The 18,342-nt window shown below is 69.0% G+C and carries 14 protein-coding genes; 8 read left to right on the forward strand and 6 right to left on the reverse strand.

Going from position 1 to position 18,342, the window contains the following annotated elements; all coding sequences use genetic code 11:
* Position 1 precedes the first annotated feature (1 nt).
* The 7 genes from ACMGFH_RS19930 to ACMGFH_RS19960 all read left to right on the forward strand — a co-directional run bounded on the left by ACMGFH_RS19930 (position 2) and on the right by ACMGFH_RS19960 (position 13,314).
* The gene (locus tag ACMGFH_RS19930) at positions 2 to 2,014 is read left to right on the forward strand and encodes a glycoside hydrolase family 5 protein (RefSeq protein WP_415380358.1); all 2,013 of its coding nucleotides are present in this window, start codon (positions 2 to 4) and stop codon (positions 2,012 to 2,014) included.
* Positions 2,015 to 2,134: 120 nt separating this feature from the next.
* Positions 2,135 to 2,590: a fibronectin type III domain-containing protein gene (locus tag ACMGFH_RS19935; protein WP_415380359.1), complete on the forward strand. Its 456-nt coding sequence runs from the start codon at positions 2,135 to 2,137 to the stop codon at positions 2,588 to 2,590.
* Positions 2,591 to 2,662: 72 nt separating this feature from the next.
* Positions 2,663 to 4,162, forward strand: a complete 1,500-nt coding sequence (locus ACMGFH_RS19940) for a hypothetical protein (protein ID WP_415380360.1) — start codon at positions 2,663 to 2,665, stop codon at positions 4,160 to 4,162.
* A 76-nt stretch (positions 4,163 to 4,238) separates the two neighbouring features.
* Positions 4,239 to 7,226 carry a fibronectin type III domain-containing protein gene (locus ACMGFH_RS19945; RefSeq protein ID WP_415380361.1) on the forward strand — a complete coding sequence of 996 codons (2,988 nt, stop codon included), beginning with the start codon at positions 4,239 to 4,241 and terminating at the stop codon, positions 7,224 to 7,226.
* A gap of 30 nt (positions 7,227 to 7,256) precedes the next feature.
* Positions 7,257 to 9,650 carry an endo-1,4-beta-xylanase gene (locus ACMGFH_RS19950; RefSeq protein WP_415380362.1) on the forward strand — a complete coding sequence of 798 codons (2,394 nt, stop codon included), beginning with the start codon at positions 7,257 to 7,259 and terminating at the stop codon, positions 9,648 to 9,650.
* A 64-nt stretch (positions 9,651 to 9,714) separates the two neighbouring features.
* Entirely contained in the window at positions 9,715 to 11,322 is a 1,608-nt protein-coding gene (locus ACMGFH_RS19955) for a cellulase family glycosylhydrolase (RefSeq protein WP_415380363.1), read from the forward strand.
* A gap of 162 nt (positions 11,323 to 11,484) precedes the next feature.
* Positions 11,485 to 13,314: a hypothetical protein gene (locus ACMGFH_RS19960; protein WP_415380364.1), complete on the forward strand. Its 1,830-nt coding sequence runs from the start codon at positions 11,485 to 11,487 to the stop codon at positions 13,312 to 13,314.
* Between the two features lie 73 nt (positions 13,315 to 13,387).
* Here the strand turns inward: ACMGFH_RS19960 and ACMGFH_RS19965 are convergent, their stop codons facing one another.
* Positions 13,388 to 14,674 carry an ABC transporter substrate-binding protein gene (locus ACMGFH_RS19965; RefSeq protein WP_415380365.1) on the reverse strand — a complete coding sequence of 429 codons (1,287 nt, stop codon included), beginning with the start codon at positions 14,672 to 14,674 and terminating at the stop codon, positions 13,388 to 13,390.
* A gap of 169 nt (positions 14,675 to 14,843) precedes the next feature.
* Between ACMGFH_RS19965 and dpsA the strand changes: the two genes are divergently transcribed.
* Complete coding sequence (dpsA, locus tag ACMGFH_RS19970) at positions 14,844 to 15,389, forward strand: DNA starvation/stationary phase protection protein DpsA (protein WP_415380366.1); 546 nt, start codon at positions 14,844 to 14,846, stop codon at positions 15,387 to 15,389.
* A gap of 26 nt (positions 15,390 to 15,415) precedes the next feature.
* On the opposite strand, the gene ACMGFH_RS19975 is transcribed toward dpsA, so the two are convergent.
* The 5 genes from ACMGFH_RS19975 to ACMGFH_RS19995 all read right to left on the reverse strand — a co-directional run bounded on the left by ACMGFH_RS19975 (position 15,416) and on the right by ACMGFH_RS19995 (position 18,187).
* On the reverse strand, positions 15,416 to 15,703 hold the full coding sequence (locus ACMGFH_RS19975; protein ID WP_415380367.1) for an amphi-Trp domain-containing protein: 288 nt from the start codon (positions 15,701 to 15,703) through the stop codon (positions 15,416 to 15,418).
* The gene (locus tag ACMGFH_RS19980; RefSeq protein WP_415380368.1) at positions 15,700 to 15,867 is read right to left on the reverse strand and encodes a hypothetical protein; all 168 of its coding nucleotides are present in this window, start codon (positions 15,865 to 15,867) and stop codon (positions 15,700 to 15,702) included. The genes ACMGFH_RS19975 and ACMGFH_RS19980 overlap by 4 nt, the downstream gene beginning before the upstream one ends.
* Before the next feature lie 107 nt (positions 15,868 to 15,974).
* A complete protein-coding gene (locus tag ACMGFH_RS19985; protein WP_415380369.1) occupies positions 15,975 to 16,379 on the reverse strand; it encodes a metal-dependent transcriptional regulator in 405 nt (134 codons plus the stop codon).
* A 97-nt stretch (positions 16,380 to 16,476) separates the two neighbouring features.
* On the reverse strand, positions 16,477 to 17,265 hold the full coding sequence (locus ACMGFH_RS19990) for a hypothetical protein (protein ID WP_415380370.1): 789 nt from the start codon (positions 17,263 to 17,265) through the stop codon (positions 16,477 to 16,479).
* 1 nt (position 17,266) lies between these two features.
* Entirely contained in the window at positions 17,267 to 18,187 is a 921-nt protein-coding gene (locus tag ACMGFH_RS19995; protein ID WP_415380371.1) for a hypothetical protein, read from the reverse strand.
* Positions 18,188 to 18,342: the final 155 nt, after the last annotated feature.

Raw genomic sequence — 18,342 nt, forward strand, 5'->3', positions numbered from 1 at the left:
GATGACAGACCACGATTCACGCGACAGCGTCCGATCGACGGGCGAGCCACGAGACAGCGCACAGTCGACGAACGATTCGACGGGCGACGGCGGCGGGTTCTCCCGCCGGAGCGTCCTGAAGGCGACGGGGGCGGCCGCGGTCACGGCGGGCTTCGCCAACACCATCATGGGGTCGGTCGCGGCGGTCGGGATCGACACCCCGCAGCTCCACCGCGACGGCAACCTGCTCCGCGACCCGAGCGGCAACCAGGTGATCCTCCGCGGCGTCAACATGGCCGACCCGGCCCGCTGCGCGCGCAGCTGGCGCGGCAAGGACGCCATGGGCGTCTTCGACAAGGCCACCAACACCGACAGCTCGAACGACGGCGGCTGGTACAACCGCATCGTCCGCATCCCGACCCAGCCACAGGACATCGCGGACGCGGGCACCGGCAGCGTCGGGAGCATGCCCCACAACGACGACTGGGGGCCGCTGCTGCCCGGACAGATCGACGAGTCCGACCTGGAGACGTACTTCTCGTCGTACGTCGACCCGCTGGTCGACGCCGCCGAGGAGCGCGGGCTGTACGTGATGATCGACTACCACCGCCACTTCCCGATCTTCCACCAGCCCCAGCACGAAGACGACATCGGCGACTACCAGTGCGGCGCCGAGACGTTCCCGGACGACCTGGGCTTTTGCGGCGAGCGCGGCGTCCTCTGGCACTCGGAGGACCAGGCGTCCCAGCTCGACGGCTACACGGAGGAGTACGCGGCCGAACTCGACGACGAGCTCCACATGTACTGGAACTTCGTCGCACCGCGCTACAGCGACCGCTCGCACGTCATCTACGACGTGTACAACGAGCCGACCGGCCCGTACGCGGGCGACTGGGGCTCCCCGACGTCGCTCCCCGACACCGGCGAGGAGGGCGAGGGCAACCCCTCGTACGACGCCCCCGAGAACGAGCAGTACTGGGACATGTGGGTCGACCGCGCCCAGCCGTGGATCGACACGGTCCGCGAGCACGCCGACAACCTCCTCACGATCGGCTCCCCGCGGTGGAGCCAGCTCACCTACTGGGCGCCGGGCAACGAGTTCAGCGGCGAGGACATCTGTTACACCGGTCACGTCTACACCCACGACGGCATGCGGCCACTGTCGGACTCGTTCGGCACGCCCGCCGAGGAGGTCCCGGTCTTCTTCAGCGAGTTCGGCTGGGCCGAGGGCGGCGGCCGCGACGGGTTCAGCTTCCTCGAAGGGACGGCCGACGAGTACGCCGACGGCTTCGAGACGTTCATCGAGGAGTACCCGGTCCACCCGATCTGCTGGAACTTCGACCACACCTGGGAACCCTCGTTTTTCGTCCACGAGACGAGCCAGGACGGCACCTGGGAGATCCACGACTACCAGTCGCGGCCCGGCCAGTGGTGGCAGGAGTTCCTCTACGAGCACCGCAACGACGACCTGCCCCAGGCCGACGACGGCTCGACGGACACCGCCACCGCGACGACGACGGCGCCCGGGACGGCGACGCCCACGCCGACCGATACCCCGACGGACACGCCGGACACGCCGACTGACACTCCGGCCGCGGACGCCCTCGTGGTGAACGACTACGACGGCGACCCGGCCTGGAGTTCCCACCGAAACGACCTGGGTCAGTGGTGCGGCGCCGGCTCCTTCGAGAACGGCGGGGGCGACGTCTCGAACGGCGCGCTCGTCCTGGAGTACGACAACGGCGGCTGGTTCCAGGAGCAGATCAACCAGGCCGTCACCGACTACTCGACGCTCGTGTTCAGCGTCAGCGGCGCGAACGGCGGCGAGGAGTCGGAGGTCCTCTTCGACATGGGCGGCGTCCGCACGATGCTCGCGAACGTCACCGACGACAGCGTCGGGACGAGCACCTCCGACGTAGCGGTCGACCTCGAATCGGCGGGCGTCGACCGCTCGTCGTCGTCGCTCTCGCTGCGGCTGAACTTCTGGCAGGGCGGCAGTAGCACCCTGGAGATCGAGGGGATCCGACTGGAGTAACCGGCATCGACACACGAACGCCGGTCGACGGAGGCGGATCAGGGGGATCGGGCCGTCGGGGGGCGGCCACCGGTCGACGGATCCGCTCTGCGCCGTTCGACCGCGCGAGTCACACGATCCATGCCACACGACGATCGAAAGACCGCTCGGGGGGAGGGGGAGCACCCATCGGCTTCCGGAGCGCGAGCCGACGAGGACCTGCCGCACGCCCCGTCGCCGCCGGCGGCGCTGACGGTGGACGGCGCGAACGCGGCGACCGTCGCGGTTTCGTGGTCGGCGCCGCCCGACGCGGGGGCGTCCGGCGTCGACCGCTACGACGTCACGGTGGACGGCACGAAGCGAGGGGAGGCCGCGCCGGGAACGCGTCGGGCCGCGATCACGGATCTGGCGCCCGACACGACGTACGACATCGGCGTGGCGGCGGTCGACGAGGAAGGGGAGGTCTCGCCACCGGCGAGGACCGAGGTGACGACGGCGACAGCCACCGGCGAGGACCGAGGTGACGACGGCGACAGCCACCGAGACGGCCACGGACGGCCCGAGCCATCGCTCGACGAGAGCCGAACCGAACAGTGACTGCACCGGCTCGGCTCGCCGGAGCGGGCCGCCCGGCGGTAGCTCGGGGAGCCACAGGGAGCGACGCGAACCATGACACACCAGGACGATACACGGACGACAGACGAACAGACCGACCCTCCGGAGAGCCACGGCGCGGAGGCCCGCTGCGAGAGCACGATCGGCACCCGTCGGTCGCGGCGTCGGTTCCTCGCCGCCAGCGCCGCGGTCGGCGCGGGCGCGCTCGCGCTCGGTGACGGGGGGTCGGCGACGGCCGCGCCCGTCGAGGAGAAGTGCAACACCGAGGAGTTCGGCCGGATCCAGGTCGCCGACGGGTTCGCCCTGCTGGACAACCAGTGGGGCAACTCGGCGGCCGACCAGTGCATCTGGCTGCGCGAGGACGGCAGCTACGGCTACGACTTCGACGCCTCGGACACCGGCGGCGGGATCAACTACCCCGAGGTGCTCGTCGGTACCAAGCCGTGGGGCTCGGACACCGGCGTCGACGAGTTCCCGGTCCGCCGGCGGAACGTCGACGAGCTGGTGATCGACGTCGAGGCGACCGACAGCCAGTCCGGCGGCGAGTGGGACTGGGCCGAGGAGTGGTGGCTGATGGACCAACCGCCGAGCCAGGAGACCGAGACCCACCAGTACGAGGTCATGCTGCTGCTCGACTGGAACGACCAGCACGACCACGGCGGGGTCTCCGTCGAGGGCGTCTGGACCGACCAGTACGGGAACACGGTCGACCACTGGACGACCTACGGCTCCGGCGGGACCGACGCGACGTTCTACATCTTCCGGATCCAGGGGGGTCACGACGGTGGGAAGATCGACATGACGGAGGTCGTCGACTACCTCACCGCCGAACACGACGTCGCCGAGGACCTGTGGCTCTCGGGTATCGAACTCGGCAACGAGTACTGGGGCGGATGCGTCGGCGAGACCACCTACGAGACGTTCGACGTGACCGTCAACGGCTCGACGTACACCAGCGGGACCGACGGCGGGAACCAGACCGCGACCCTGTCGACGCCGACGGACACACCCACCGACACGCCGACGGACACACCCACCGACACGCCGGCGGATTCACCCACCGACACGCCGACGGACCCACCCACGGCCACCGAAACGCCCGACGACAGGGACGGCGACGCCCTCGTGGTGAACGACTACGACGGCGACCCCGCCTGGAGCAGTCACCGGAACGACCTCGACGAGTGGTGCGGGGCCGGCTCGTTCGAGAACGGTGGCGGCGACGTCTCGAACGGCGCACTCGTCCTTGAGTACGACAACGGCGGCTGGCTTCAGGAGCAGATCAACCGCGACGTGAGCGACCGCGAGACGCTGGTGCTACGCCTCAGTGGCGCGGAGGGGGGCGAGGAGTCGGAGGTCCAGTTCAGCATGGGCGGCGCGACGGCCCTGCTCTCGGAGGTGACCTCCGACGCCGTCGGGACGAGCGCGTCGGACGTGAGGGTCGACCTCGACTCCGCGGGGGTCGACCCCTCGGCCTCGGGACTCTCGGTGCGCCTGAACTTCTGGCAGGGCGGCAGTAGCACGCTCTCGATCCACGAGATCCGACTCGAATAGCGCGACGAACGGACGATCCGACGAACGGCGAGACGACCGACGCGATCCGACGAACGACGACAGACCAACGACACAGATGACATCCGACCACACGACAGCGAACGACGAATCGGGCGCCGACGCGAACGATGGAGGGGCATCGGTCGACGCGGCGATCGGGACGACGACCAGGCGAACGGCGCTCAAGAGTATCGGCGCGGCCGCGGCTGCGGGCACGCTCTTCACCGGGCAGGCGAGCGCGGGCGTGCCGACGCCGCGGCTGCACACCGACGGCAAGTGGATCCGCGACCCGCAGGGCAACGAAGTCCAGCTCCGCGGGATGGCGACCGCCGATCCCGGGTTCTACCGGCAGTACCACCCGAAGTCCTTCGAGGAGGTGCTGCGCCGGGCGACCGACACGTCCGACGGGTGGCACCCGAACGTGGTCCGCCTGCCGTTCACGCAGGACAGCGTCGACCACTTCGGTATCGACACGCTGGTCGAGGAGTTCATCCGGCCGTCGGTGGACATCCTGGCCTCGCGTGACGTGTACGCGCTGGTGGACTTCCACCTCATCCGACCGTACACCCAGGAGGCGACGGAGACGTACAACTCGAACAACGACGACACGCTCTCGCCCATCGACGACGTGATGACGACGTTCTGGGAGGCCGTCGCCCCGGAGTTCGCCGACGACGAGCACGTCATCTACGAGCTGTTCAACGAACCGACCCAGCCGACGATGTACGGCGACGACGCGGGCGCCTGGCAGACCTGGCGTGACGCGGCCCAGCCGTGGGTCGACCTCGTGCGCGAAAACGCGCCCGACACGCCGATCATCATCGGCTCGCCACGGTGGACCTCGGTGACGCACATGGCCCCGGAGTACCCCTTCGAGGGTGACAACCTGATCTACGCCGCGCACATCTACCCCGACAACGGCGCGCCCGCGGAGTTCGACCAGTACTACGGCGAACCCGCGAACGACGTGCCGGTCGTCGTCACGGAGTTCGGCTGGGACCCCGAGGGCGGCAGCGTCGACCAGGGGACCACCTCCGGGTGGGGCGAGCCGTTCCGCGAGTGGGCCGAGGGCTATGAGAACATGGGCTGGATCTCGTGGTGCTTCGACGACTCGTGGGCGCCGACGTTCTTCGACTCGCCGGGCGACGGGGCGGTCGAGCCCTGGACGCTGAAAGACGGCGACGACCAGATGGGCGGGTACATCAAGACCTGGCTGGAGGAGACCCAGGACGACAGCGTCCCGGCGAGTCAGATCGACGACTCGACGGCGCCGCCGACGCCCGGGAACCTGACCGTGACCGACGCCACCGAGATCAGCGTCGACGTGTCCTGGGACGGCGTGACCGACGAGGGCGAGGCCGGCCTCTCGCACTACACCCTCTCCGTCGACGGCACCGAGACGCAGGAGGCGCTGCCGGGCACCACCTCGGCGACGGTCTCCGGGCTGGAGCCCGCGACGACTTACGAGCTCAGTCTCACCGCCGAAGACGACGCCGGCAACGAGTCGGGCCCGGCCACCGTCGTCGCCGAAACCATCGCGACCGACGCCGAGCAGTCGCCGTACAACGGCCCGCACACGGTCCCTGGCCGGGTCCAGGCCGAGGACTTCGACGAGGGCGGCCAGGGCATCTCCTACTACGACACCACGTCGGCGAACCAGGGGGGCGCCTCCTACCGCGACACGGCCGTCGACATCGGCACGTCGGCCAGTTCGGGCTACAACGTCGGCTACATCGAGACCGGCGAGTGGCTGGAGTACACCGTCCAGATCGAGTCCGGGGGGTCTCACGAGACGCACGTCAACGTCGCGGCCGGGAACGGCGGCGGCGGGAGCCTCCGCATCGACGTCGACGGCGAGACGGTCGCGACCCAGGACGTCTGGCAGACCGGCGGCTGGTCGAACTGGCAGGCGATCCGCGTCGGGGACCTCGACCTCCCCGAAGGCGAGCACGTCGTCCGGATCACCGCCGAGTCCGGCGCCTGGAACTTCGACTGGGTCGAGTTCGGCGAGCCGAGCGGCAGCGGCGACCAGCAGGCGCCGACGACGCCCGCGAACCTCTCGGTCAGCGGGACAACCAGTTCGTCCGTCTCGGTGTCGTGGGATGCCTCCAGTGACTCGGGAGGTAGCGGGATCGACCACTACGTCGTCTCCGTCGACGGGTCGCAGGATCAGACGGTCGCGGCGGGGACGACCAGCGCGACCGTGGACGGCCTCGACGCCGAGACCTCCTACGCGATCGGCGTCACGGCGGTCGACGGCGCGGGCAACGAGTCCGCGACGGCGTCGGTCAGCGCGACGACCGACGCGGCCGACGACGGCGACTCGACGGCCCCGACGGCGCCCGCGAACCTCTCGGTCACCGGAACCACGGCCGATTCGGTGTCGGTGTCGTGGGACGCCGCCACCGACGAGGGCGGCAGCGGGCTCGACCACTACGCGGTCTCCGTCGATGGTTCGCAGGACCAGACCGTCGCCGCCGGGACCTCGGAGGCGACCGTCGACGGACTGTCGGCGGCGACCACCTACCAGATCGGCGTCTCCGCGGTCGACGGCGCCGGCAACGAGTCCGACGCTGTGTCCGTCGAGGCCACGACCGACCAGTCCGACGGCGGCGGCGGGTCCGGCGACGCGCTGGTGGTCAACGACTACGACGGCGACCCGGCCTGGAGTTCCCACCGCAACGATCTGGGCCAGTGGTGCGGCGCTGGTTCGTTCGAGAACGGCGGCGGCGACGTCTCCGGTGGTGCGCTGGTTCTGGAGTATGACAACGGCGGCTGGTTCCAGGAGCAGATCAATCAGGCCGTCACCGACTACTCGACGCTCGTGTTCAGCGTCAGCGGCGCCAACGGCGGCGAAGAGTCCGAAATCCTGTTCGACATGGGCGGGGTTCGAACGACGCTCGCCAACGTCACCGACGATTCGATCGGGACGAGCATGTCCGAGGTGGCCGTCGATCTGGAATCGGCGGGCGTCGACCGCTCGTCGTCGTCGCTGTCGCTGCGGCTGAACTTCTGGCAAGGGGGCGCCAGCACGCTCGAGATCGAGGAGATCCGCCTGGAATAGACGTTCGAACACCCTGCAGTCTACCGAGTCATGGCAAGGAAATCAGACGACGGCGAATCTGAGGCACCGACCGACCCCGGCGCTCCGGCGGTCGAATCAGCGGCAGACGAACAGACAGACGGGACCGACGAGCCCGACGCCCCCGAGGACGGCGCGCTCCCCGAGATCGGGCGCCGGGACTACATGCGGTCAGTCGCGGCCGCGGCGGCGATGGGCGCGCTCGGAACGGCGGCGACCGACAGTGCTGCCGCGGAGACGGCCGACACCTCGAAGACCGTCGACGAACGCATCCAGGAGCACCGCACCGGCGACCTCGAGGTGGTCGTGGAGAACACCGACGGTTCGCCGGTCTCGGACGCCGACGTCTCGGTCTCCCAGCGGGAACACGAGTTCAGCTTCGGCACCGCCGTCAACGCCGACAGGCTCATCAACCAGAGCAGTCCCGGCGACAACTACCGCCAGTATATCCCGGAGCTGTTCAACACGGCGGTGCTCGGGAACCAACACAAGTGGCGGTTCTGGGAGAACGACCAGCAGCTCGCCGACGAGGCGACGAACTGGCTGCTCGACCAGGGACTGGACATGCGGGGCCACGTCTGTCTCTGGGGCCGAGACGACGTTTGGGCGATCCCCTCGGACGTGCAGACGGCCATCGACGAGCGCGACGCGGAGACCATCCGCGACCGCTCGATGGCCCACATCGAGGAGATCATCACCCACTACGGCGACGACATCACCGACTGGGACGTCGTCAACGAGGCGATGCACGCCTACCAGCTCCAGATCGGCGTCTACGGCGACCAGATCGACACCGAGGAGCCCTGGACGGGCGAGGTCGTCCCCTGGACTTCCGACCTGCTCGCGGACTGGTACAGTCAGGCCGCGTCGGTGATCGACGACAACGACCTCGACGTCGGCGTCGCGGTCAACGACTTCAACCAGTTCCCCTACTCGTACACGGACGGTCGCTACGAGGCGGAGATAGACCACATCAACGAGAACGGGGCACAGCTGGACACGGTCGGGCTCCAGGCCCACGTGGCCGCCCGGCAGGGCGAGTTCAACACCAACAGCGACCCGGACGGCCGGATCGACGCCGACCAGGTCGTCTCGGAGATCAACACGTGGGCCGACCACGGCGCGCGCGTGAAGATCACGGAGTTCGACACCTACAACGGCGACGACTGGAACTCCGACCAGGAGCGCGCGGACGTCACGGAGAACTACCTGCGGGGCGCGTTCTCCCACCCCGGCGTCGACGCCTTCGTCATGTGGGGCTTCTGGGACGGCGACCACTGGCAGGACGAGGCGCCGCTGTTCTACGACGACTGGTCGCAGAAACCCGCCTACGACGTCTGGACCGGGTTGGTCTACGACGAGTGGTGGACGGACACGTCGGGGACTACCGACGATTCGGGCACCTACGCGACGACGGCCTTCCTCGGAGAGCACGAAATCACCGTCAGCACCGACAGCGACTCGGCGACGACCACGACCAGCGTGACGGACGCCGCGGGGACGACGACGGTGACCGTGACGGTCGAGGGCGACGGCGGCGGGAGCGGCGACACCCAGCCCCCGACGACGCCGGAGAACCTCTCGGTCACGTCAACCACCGCGTCGACGGTCACCGTCTCCTGGGACGCCTCGACGGACAACGGCAGTTCCGGACTGGACCACTACGCCGTCTCCGTGGACGGCTCGGAAGACCAGACGGTCGGCGCGGGCATGACGACGGCGACGATCGACGGGCTATCGGCCGAGACGGCCTACCAGATCGCCGTCTCGGCGGTCGACGGCGCGGGCAACGAGTCCGACGCGGCGACCGTCGAGGCGACGACCGACCAGTCGGACGACCAGAACGGCGACGGGAGCGACGGCGACGGGGGCGAGTCCGACGACGCGCTGGTCGTCCACGAGTTCGACGGCGACGCATACCCCGGCTCGAACGACCTGGGGAACTGGGCCGGCGCGGGAAGCTTCGCGAACGGCGACGGCTCGGGGGCGGTCGCCGACGGCGCGCTCCGACTCGAGTACGACAACGCCGGCTGGTTCGCCAGCAACGTCGGCCAGTCGGTCGCCGATCGGCCGGTCCTGCACCTCCGCGTTCGGGGGGACGCGGGCGGCGAGGAGTCCCAGTTCCGGCTGAAGGTCGGCGGCGTCGACGACCTCCTTGCGAATCTCACCGACGACGCCGTCGGCACGGAGTGGTCGACGGTATCGGTCGACCTCGCGGCGAACGGCGCGGACCTCGACCAGCCCAACTCGGTGCGGTTCAACTTCTGGGAGGGTCACGCCGGCGCGGTCGACATCGACCGGATTGCCTTCGAAGCGGCGGACAGTTCAGGCGGCGCGAACAGCGACCTGGCCGGCGGGACAGACGCGGACCCCGCTCCCGAGGGAGTGAGCGACACCTCCCCCTGAGCGGCGGTACCGACTCTTGCGAGACGAATCGACTCGAACGACAGATCACGGTAACACGACACAGATGACACACGACGACACGACTTCGAACGCACAGAACGGCGAACAGCACGGAGGGACGGCAGACGGCGACGACGGGGGGACCTCCTTCTCCCCCGGACGGCGGACGGTCCTGCAGGCGCTCGGCGGGGGCGTCGCCCTCGGCGCCGTGGGGGCGCTCGCGACGAACCCGTCGACGGCGGCGGGCGCGGACTTCGGCGACGGCGTGAATCTCCAGCCTTCGTACTTCTGTAGCGGCGACCAGGACCTGGGCTGGGACCTGATGGGCGAGCACCCGGACATCGAGACGGTTCGCATCGAGATCGAGCCGCCATCGATGGGCGAGAGCCAGTCCACGATGTCCGACGCCAAGCGGTGGATCGACGAGGCCTACCAGCACGGGTACGACGTTCTAGCGACGTACCACCACCACCCGCACAACGGCTCGGCCGACGCGGCCCACCTCCAGAACGCGGCCGACTGGTGGGTCGAACAGTACGACTACCTCTCACAGGACGCCGAGTTCACGATCAACCTGATGAACGAGTGGGGCAACCACCAGGTGACCGCCGACGAGTACGCCTCGGCGTACAACGACGCCATCTCGACGGTGCGCGACGGCACGAGCTACTCGGGCCCGATAGTCTGCGACGCGCCGGGCTGGGGCCAGGGGACCTACCGGCTGGCCGACGCCGTCGAGTCCATCGACGACGACGACCTGATCCTCTCGGCCCACGTCTACCCCGTCGGCTGGAACGCGACGACGGGGGAGTACCTCGCCGCCGAGGACCTCGACGTTCTGGACGAGACGGACTACCCCTGCATGGTCGGGGAGTTCGGCAGCATGCCCGAGAACAGCGATGGCGAGGCCGACTGGTCGGCCATCGTCGACCACGCCAACGAGCTGGGCTGGCCGGTTATCGGCTGGAGCTGGAACGGCGACGGCACCGGCATGAACATGGCCGACCCCTACTGGGGCGACGACTGCAGCGCCGACGAGTACGCGACGAGCGACTACTTCGACGTCGTCTACGACAAGCTCGGCGATACCGGCGGGACGGCGACCGACACACCCGGCACGCCGACTGACACGGACACGCCCGAGACGCCCACAGACACCGATACGCCCGAGACGCCCACGGATACCGACACCCCAACTGACACACCGGACACGCCGACGGACACCCCGGCGGGCGACGCGCTGGTCGTCGACGACTACGACGGCGACCCCGGCTGGTCATCCCACCGTAACGACCTGGGCGAGTGGTGCGGGGCCGGCTCGTTCGAGAACGGCGGTGGCAAGGAAGTCGACGGCGCGCTCGTCCTGGAGTACGACAACGGCGGCTGGTACCAGGAGCAGATCAACCAGTCGGTCGAGGAGTACTCGGCGGTGGTCTTGCGGGTCAGCGGCGCGAACGGCGGCGAGGAGTCGGAAGTGCTGTTCGACATGGGCGGCGTCCGCACGATGCTCGCGAACGTCACCGACGACAGTGTCGGGACGAGCGCCTCCGACGTGACCGTCGACATGGCGTCGGCCGGCATCGACCGGTCGTCCTCGGCGCTGTCGCTCCGACTGAACTTCTGGCAGGGCGGCAGTAGCACCCTGGAGATCGAGGAGGTGCGACTGGAGTAGGCGAGAACCCCCGCGACGACTCCCTACCCCAGCGGACGCGTCGAGTGAACGCGTCCGGTTCGCGGCGCCGGACCCCGTCTCGTCCGGATAGGTTTCCGATTCGAAAAATTATTTTTGCCATTCGGTAATACTAATAGGTATCAAATGCACATGTAATTTGCAATGGTGGATAGACGAACGGTACTGAAAGGGGGAATCGCATTCGGCAGCCTGGGGCTGGCGTCGACGGTCCTGGGGCAGAACTCGACGCTGGCCGTCCACGAGTTCGACGGCGGCGCGTATCCGGGGTCGAACGACCTGGGGTACTGGGCCGGCGCGGGGAGTTTCGCGAACGGCGACGGCTCGGGGGCGGTCGCCGACGGCGCGCTCCGACTCGAGTACGACAACGCCGGCTGGTTCGCCAGCAACGTCACGGAGGACGTCTCGGAGTATCAGTACCTCACGCTCCGCGTTCGGGGGGACGCGGGCGGCGAGGAGTCCCAGTTCCGCCTGAAGGTCGGCGGCGTCGACGACCTGCTCGCCGACCTGACCGACGACGGCATCGGGACGAGTTACTCGACCGTCTCCGTGGACCTCGAAGCGGTCGGCGCGGACCTGTCGAGCCCGCAGGCGGTCCGCATGAACTTCTGGGAGGGGTCGTCCGGCGCGATCGACATCGACCGGATCGCGTTTTCGACGAACCCCGACGGCGGAGGCGGCGGGACGACGACGCCTCCGACAGACGACCCGACACCGACGGACACACCTGACGACGGGACGGACACGCCCGACGACGGCACCGACACACCGACCGACTCCGGGCCCGGCTGGGACGTGCCGTTCCCCGATCGGCCGCCGGAGCCCGACGCGCTCCCGGCCGCCTCGGAGATCACCGAGAGCACGACGGTCGCCGACCTGTCCGAACACTTCGACGACCCCTACTACGTCCCGCGGGACTTCCTCGATTACCTGCCGGGCGAGACGGGGTCGAAGAACCAGGAGTGGACCGACTCCCAGAAGGCCGAAGAGTTCGGCTACGACGTGAGTGCCGTCGAAGAGAACGTCGGCGACGGCTCGCTGACGCTCGGGGACCTGGGGACCCAGGCGCTGCCGTACGTGAAACAGCTCGCGGAGAACGACTTCCCCGCGCACGCGACGGTCAAACTCCTGCCGCGGCTGGCGCTACTGCCCGACGAGGAGGAGGACCCGGGGGTCCACGACGACCCCTCGACCGTCTGGGACGAGACCGGGGGACCGACCGCGGCGACCAACGACCCCGACCAGCTGATCCAGAACCGCTGGCCGACCGACGCCCGCACCTACCAGCCGATGGAGGTCCAGGTGCGCGACCGCGCACACGACCAGCCCCAGTACGACGACAGCCGCGAGTGGGGGAGTTCGGGGAACCTGCCCGACTCCGTCTACAACAATCCGGACAATCCGGTACTCGACGCCGCCACCGACAAGGTCCACCCGGCGACGGGCGAATCCCTCGGCGGCGACGGGTTCACCGCCAACGCACCGATGGAGGCGGAGGTCCGGATCCACGAGACCAGCGGCGCGTATCTCAACCAGTACATCAAGCTGAAGAACACCAGCAAGGTGCCCTACTTCCAGGACGCCGCCGTCATCTGGTGGCTCGGTCCGTCGGGGAACGCCTCGAACCTCTCGGACGGCCACTGGAACAACCCCCACCGCCCGAGCGCGTCGCTGGGCCACCCACAGCGCGACGTGATCGAGGTGAACCACCCCGACTACGACGACCTGTCGGTGTACGCCGTCCGCCTGGCCAACCACGACGAACCGTACCACATGCGGACGATCTACCCCAACCAGAGCGTCGCGATGGAGATCGGCACGCCCGTCTCGGCGGACAACTGGTCGACCAGCGAGGAACGGCAGGACCTCGTCGACACGATGCTCGACTCGCTGCACGTCGAACTGGAGACGAACCTCGACCGAAACGACGACCTGCTCGACGCGGTCGACCTGACCTATCGGGTCCCCAACTGACCCGGGTCGAGCCGGCCCGGGGTTCGTTCGGAGACGAATCGGCCGAACCGCCGCCGGGGAGGCGGTCGCGGCCTCACTCCTCGCGGAACGCGCCGGTGACGATGTCGGCCACCCGCTGGCGGTCGAACAGTTCGGCGTCGCCGGTCACCTCGCCGAAGGTGTCGGGATAGAGCTGTTTCGCGGCGCGCTCGGTCAGGAAGAGGTTGTGGATCGGCCCCTGATGGAGGTAGCCGCCGCGGTACACCCGCCCGGTCTGGACGGCCGTCAGCTCGCTGCCGACGGGGTGGTCCTCCATGTACGCGAGTACCGTATCGCGGAACTCGGTCGCGGACTTGCGCTCGTGGCCGCGGATCAGGAGCACGTCCGGGTCGATCTCCAGCAGGTTCTCGTAGTCTAACTCGCCGCGGTTCTCTGTGCTGAGGTTCTCGACGCCGGTCCCCGCGAGCGCGTCGGCGACGCCGAGGTCGCGCCACTGCTTCTTGCTCGTGCCCCGGTCGTTGAGCCGGTACGGTGAGAACGTCTCCGGCTCGTTCGTGCCCTCGAAGGTCAGGAACACGTTCGGTCGCTCGCCCGCGGGCGGGAGCTGGGTCTGGAGGTCCGCGACGAACTCGTCGTGCAGTTCGCTGAAGGCCTCGAATCGCTCGCGCTCCTGGAACACGGTCGCCACTTTCTCGAAGGCCTCGTAGAGCGTGTAGTACCGGTAGTCGTGCCACTCGTCGGAGCGGCGGAAGATCAGGTTGCCGACGAACGGCCCGACGTTGTCCGCGATCTCGTCGACGTCCGCCTGGTCCCAGTCGAACCAGTTGATCAGCATCTCCGGGTCGTAGAAGTGGACGTCGTTCTCCAGCTCGTAGAACTGCTCTTTGGTCCTGACTTCGGAGTGGCGCTCCAGGGGCTCCCCGTCGACGCTCACGCCGGGAAGCTCGTCGTAGACGCCCGTGTAGTACCGGTCGGCGCCGCCGATCCCCGTCATTCCGTCGGCCTGGCCGAGCGCGACGCCCATGTCGGCGAACTCGCCGCAGAACGCGATCCACGCCTCGGGAACGGCGTCGAAGGTGACCTCACCCACTGGTTCCATCGTCACCGAGTACGGCGTCGCCGAGTCGGTCGCGGTCCTCGTTTGCGTCCCCGTGCCCTTGTCCTCCTCACGATCGGGTTCCGTCCCCCCGTCGTTGCCGCCGCTCCCCCCGTCGGTTCCGTTGCTTCCCCCACCGGTCCCGTCGCTCCCACCGTCCGGCGCGTCGGTCGGTCCGTCGTCGCCCGCACAGCCCGCGACCGCTCCCGCGGCCACCAGCGCGGTCCCGTACGTCACGAACTCTCTGCGCGTCTGTGCTCCGGTCGTGTCGTCGTCTCGTCCCATGGTTTAGGCTGGCCTAAATACTACTTAGTCGTTACGAAATTTAGGCGAGCCGAAACCCGTCCGCCGCCGTCGTCGACGGCGACGTGGGCCCACGGGAAAGTTAGGCGGGGCGAAAACTATCCGAGTGTTGAAAAGTTATAAGCCGATGGACGACGGAGTACGAGGTGTGATGAACACCCAGAAGACCGTCCGTCAGGAAGCCGGGACCGTCGGATCGAACCCCGTTCGACTCGACGAGGAGAAGGCCCGTCAGGTCATCGAAGCGCTGAACGCGGACCTCGCCGACGCGTACGTGCTCTACCACCAGCTCCACAAACACCACTGGAACGTCGAGGGCGCGGAGTTCCTGGACATCCACGTCTTCCTCCAGGAGGCCTACGAGGCGGTCGAGGCGGCCGCCGACGAAATCGCCGAGCGACTGCAGGCCCTCGGTGGCGTCCCCCACGCGAGCATGGACGCGCTCTCGGACGCCGCGACGGTCGAACCCGAGGACGAGGACGTCTACGACATCCGCACGTCGCTCGCGAACGACCTCGAGATGTACGGCGACATCATCGAGAGCTACCGCGAACACATCGAGCTCGCGGAGGGCCTCGGCGACCACGCCACCGCGCAGATGCTCCGCGAACAGCTCGAAGGTCTCGAGGACCACGCCCACCACTTCGACCACTACCTCGAGGACGACTCGCTGGTCACCGAGGCCGCGCTGGAGTAACGAAGAGAAGAGACCGACCGCGGTAGTTACTCGATACGCGGCGCTTTTTCGTCGGTTCGTCCCGGCAGTTCGAGTTCGATCTCCAGTTCCGGGTCGCCGACGCCGTCGAAGTCGACCTCCAGCTCGACGGGCTCGCCGAACGCGAACGGGAGTTCCCACTCCTCGTCGGTGATCGTCAGTTCGTCGCCGTCCCGGAGTTGCTCGCCCAGTTCGATCAGGAACTCGCCGGCCTCGCTCGCGTCCAGCCGGTACGCCTGCTCGAACTCCCGACCGGTTCTGATGGTCGTCCGTTCGTCGTCGGTGTCCCCCGTCATCGCCACACTTCGAGCGTCGTGTCGCTGGCGATCCACCCGTCGGTGTTCCCCGATTCGAGGAAGACGGACCTGCCGGGGGCGCTCTCGCAGACGGTTATCTCGGGCTGATCGATGGGGTCCCGTCCGGGCTCCTGCTCCGCGTGTGACTGACTACCAGCGGCCATTAGCAGCGTTTAGGTTTACCTAAAATAAAAAGGACTCGGTTCGGAGGTGCCGGTGTCGTCGCCGGTCGCCCGAAAGCGCGACGCCGCAGTCGGGGGATGCAGTAGCGTCACTCCGATCCCGGCGACTGCCGGAGGGCATCGGGGTCGGCGGCTTCCGCGTCGTCGAGGAGCGTCGCGGACAGCCGCTCGGCGACCGTCGGGCTGACGTGTCCGGTGAGCCGCCTGGCCTCTGCCTCGTAGTCGTCGAGACCGAGGACCTCGCGGCAGAAGCGGGCGAGCGTCCGATAGGTGTCGTGGAGGTCGGCAGCGGTCGCGCGCCCCTCGGCTGTCAGCGTCGCCCCCTCGTACGGTTCGAGCGAGACGAGACCGCGGGTTTCCAGCCGCTGTAACATCTCCGTCGTGGCCGCCGGCGACCGGTCCAGCGTCTCGGCGACCCGACTCGGCGGGATCGGCGGGGACAGCTCCCGCTCGGCGAGGTACAGCGCGAGCAGGTACTGAGTCTCCCCCGTCACGGTCGTCCCTCTTCCGTTCGTGCGGACTGCCCGCCTTCCGCTCGCGCGGACCGTCCCCCCTCGGATCGTGCCGGTCCGGGGCGTCGGAACACGCGACTCACGCCCTCCGAACGAGGTGGTCGCGGACGGTTCGCCGACACTCGCGACACGTCTCGTCCAGGCGGGCGACCGTCGAGAGGACGGGGTAGTCGACCGGGAAGTCGCCGTAGAGAAACGCCACCAGATCCCGATGGTCGACCGCGGAGTCGACGTCGTGGCCCGTTTTCGACCGCAGCCGCGACTGGCGCTCGTGGACGGCCTCGTCGCAGCGGTCGCTGAACGCCGCGAGCGTCTCGTGGCGCTCCCGCAGGCCGTCGAATCCGACGTCGCACAGGGGCGTCTCGTCGGTCTCGGCGATCCACGCAGTGGCTTCGTCGACGAGCGTCGCCGCCGTTTCGAGACCGGTGACTTCCCGCTCCAGCGCTCGGCGGACGACTGCGGTCTGGGTCTTTCGGGCGGTCGCTTCGGACAGGACCGCGCGTTTGACCTCCGCGGAGAACGACGCCTCGGTCGCCGGCGCGAGCGCGACCGCGACCGGGTCGCCGAGTTCGGCGCGTATCGAGGCCAGTAGCGGTTCGGACTCGTCGACGTCGGCGACGCTGTGGGGCCGGACCGTCTCCGCGAACGCCGTGCGGACGCTCCGGCAGCAGTCCGGGGTCGACCGGCCGACGTACCGCCCCGCGCCGCCGGTGGTCGCGACGTCCGCCGCCGGCGCACCGGTCGTCTCCGCCGTCACGTCGGCGACCCGCTCGACGAACCGGCCGTACGCGTCGAGCTTCGCGTCGAAGGCGTCGCGTTCGCTACGGGCGCGCTCGCGTGCGCGGTGAACGTGCGTTTCGACGGACATGCTACGCGTTCGGTCGGATCGGGGCGCTCGCGAGGCCGTCCGGGTCGCCGTCGGCGCCGAGTTCGACGGTGACTCGCCACCCCTCGTCCGCGGCGGCGACGCGGAGCGCGGCGGGCGCCATCTCGGGTCGGTGCCGGTAGAGTTCGACCGCGACCGGCAACACCGGTAGGCGGTCGCCCTGCGGCGAGAGCGCGTACTCCGAGAGCGTCGTGCGGACCGATCGGACGCCGCTCGCGCGGTCGATCGCCGCCGGCGCGCACGTGAACTCGCCGACCAGCCCGCGCCGGCGGAGCGCTCGCAACGCCGCGGTCACCGGTTCGTCCGCGCGGTCCCCCGGCGCGAGTTGCGCCGCGGTAGCCGACAGTACGTCCGCCTGACGGATGGGGCTGAGCCGATCGTCGATCTCGGTGGCCATGCTCTCGAGCAGGCACAGACAGAGGTCGTCGGGGTCCTCGACGGTCTCCGCGCGCTCGAAGTACGTGTCCATGATCGCGGTCTCGACGCCCTCGCACGCCCCGTCGGAGAGCATCTCGAAGGTCGCGGCGGCGACCCGGTGGCAGAACTCGATCCGGCGCCGGCGCGCGGGCTTGCGCTCTTCGCCGTCACGGAAGGGTTCCGGCGTCCTCGACGCTTCGGCGTCCGCGGCGAGCGCTCGCGGCCCGTCCGGCCGAGCGGACGAGTCGCCTTCCTCGCAGACGATCAGGTCGTACCGCGGGGTCCGCGGGTCGTAGCGCCTGAGCGCGCTGCGGTACTGCTCGGTGGCGTGGACGGCGGCGCGGGCCGCGGTGCGGGTGTCGAAGCGAAGCCCGGCCGCGGGCACCGGCCGTTCGCCGGTCCGGCCGCAGACCACGTAGTACGTCCCGTCTTCGCTGGCGAGCGCCTCGATCCGTTCTCGGATGTCTGTGAGCGTCGTCCCTATCATCGTGTCTCGTCCCCCCTGCCGTGACCGCGGCTCCCACCGCCGATACACCCGGCCAGCAGTCCTCCGGCTACGAGCGCGCCGGCGCGTCCGAAATAGCTCCTGCGCGTCGAGATGCCGCGCGGGCCGGAGTCTCGTGCCATGGTTTTCGGCTAGCC

It is taken from the genome of Halosimplex rarum, assembly GCF_047715405.1.
In the GTDB taxonomy this organism is placed as follows: Archaea; Halobacteriota; Halobacteria; order Halobacteriales; family Haloarculaceae; genus Halosimplex; species Halosimplex rarum.

Excerpts from the sequence above, each read along its gene's own strand:
- ACMGFH_RS19965 (WP_415380365.1), bottom strand. The coding sequence starts at position 14,674 with ATGGGACGAGACGACGACACGACCGGAGCACAGACGCGCAGAGAGTTC.
- ACMGFH_RS19935 (WP_415380359.1), top strand. The coding sequence starts at position 2,135 with ATGCCACACGACGATCGAAAGACCGCTCGGGGGGAGGGGGAGCACCCA.
- ACMGFH_RS19950 (WP_415380362.1), top strand. The coding sequence starts at position 7,257 with ATGGCAAGGAAATCAGACGACGGCGAATCTGAGGCACCGACCGACCCC.
- ACMGFH_RS19990 (WP_415380370.1), bottom strand. The coding sequence starts at position 17,265 with ATGTCCGTCGAAACGCACGTTCACCGCGCACGCGAGCGCGCCCGTAGC.
- ACMGFH_RS19930 (WP_415380358.1), top strand. The coding sequence starts at position 2 with ATGACAGACCACGATTCACGCGACAGCGTCCGATCGACGGGCGAGCCA.
- ACMGFH_RS19995 (WP_415380371.1), bottom strand. The coding sequence starts at position 18,187 with ATGATAGGGACGACGCTCACAGACATCCGAGAACGGATCGAGGCGCTC.
- ACMGFH_RS19955 (WP_415380363.1), top strand. The coding sequence starts at position 9,715 with ATGACACACGACGACACGACTTCGAACGCACAGAACGGCGAACAGCAC.
- ACMGFH_RS19945 (WP_415380361.1), top strand. The coding sequence starts at position 4,239 with ATGACATCCGACCACACGACAGCGAACGACGAATCGGGCGCCGACGCG.
- dpsA (WP_415380366.1), top strand. The coding sequence starts at position 14,844 with ATGAACACCCAGAAGACCGTCCGTCAGGAAGCCGGGACCGTCGGATCG.
- ACMGFH_RS19940 (WP_415380360.1), top strand. The coding sequence starts at position 2,663 with ATGACACACCAGGACGATACACGGACGACAGACGAACAGACCGACCCT.
- ACMGFH_RS19960 (WP_415380364.1), top strand. The coding sequence starts at position 11,485 with ATGGTGGATAGACGAACGGTACTGAAAGGGGGAATCGCATTCGGCAGC.
- ACMGFH_RS19975 (WP_415380367.1), bottom strand. The coding sequence starts at position 15,703 with ATGACGGGGGACACCGACGACGAACGGACGACCATCAGAACCGGTCGG.
- ACMGFH_RS19980 (WP_415380368.1), bottom strand. The coding sequence starts at position 15,867 with ATGGCCGCTGGTAGTCAGTCACACGCGGAGCAGGAGCCCGGACGGGAC.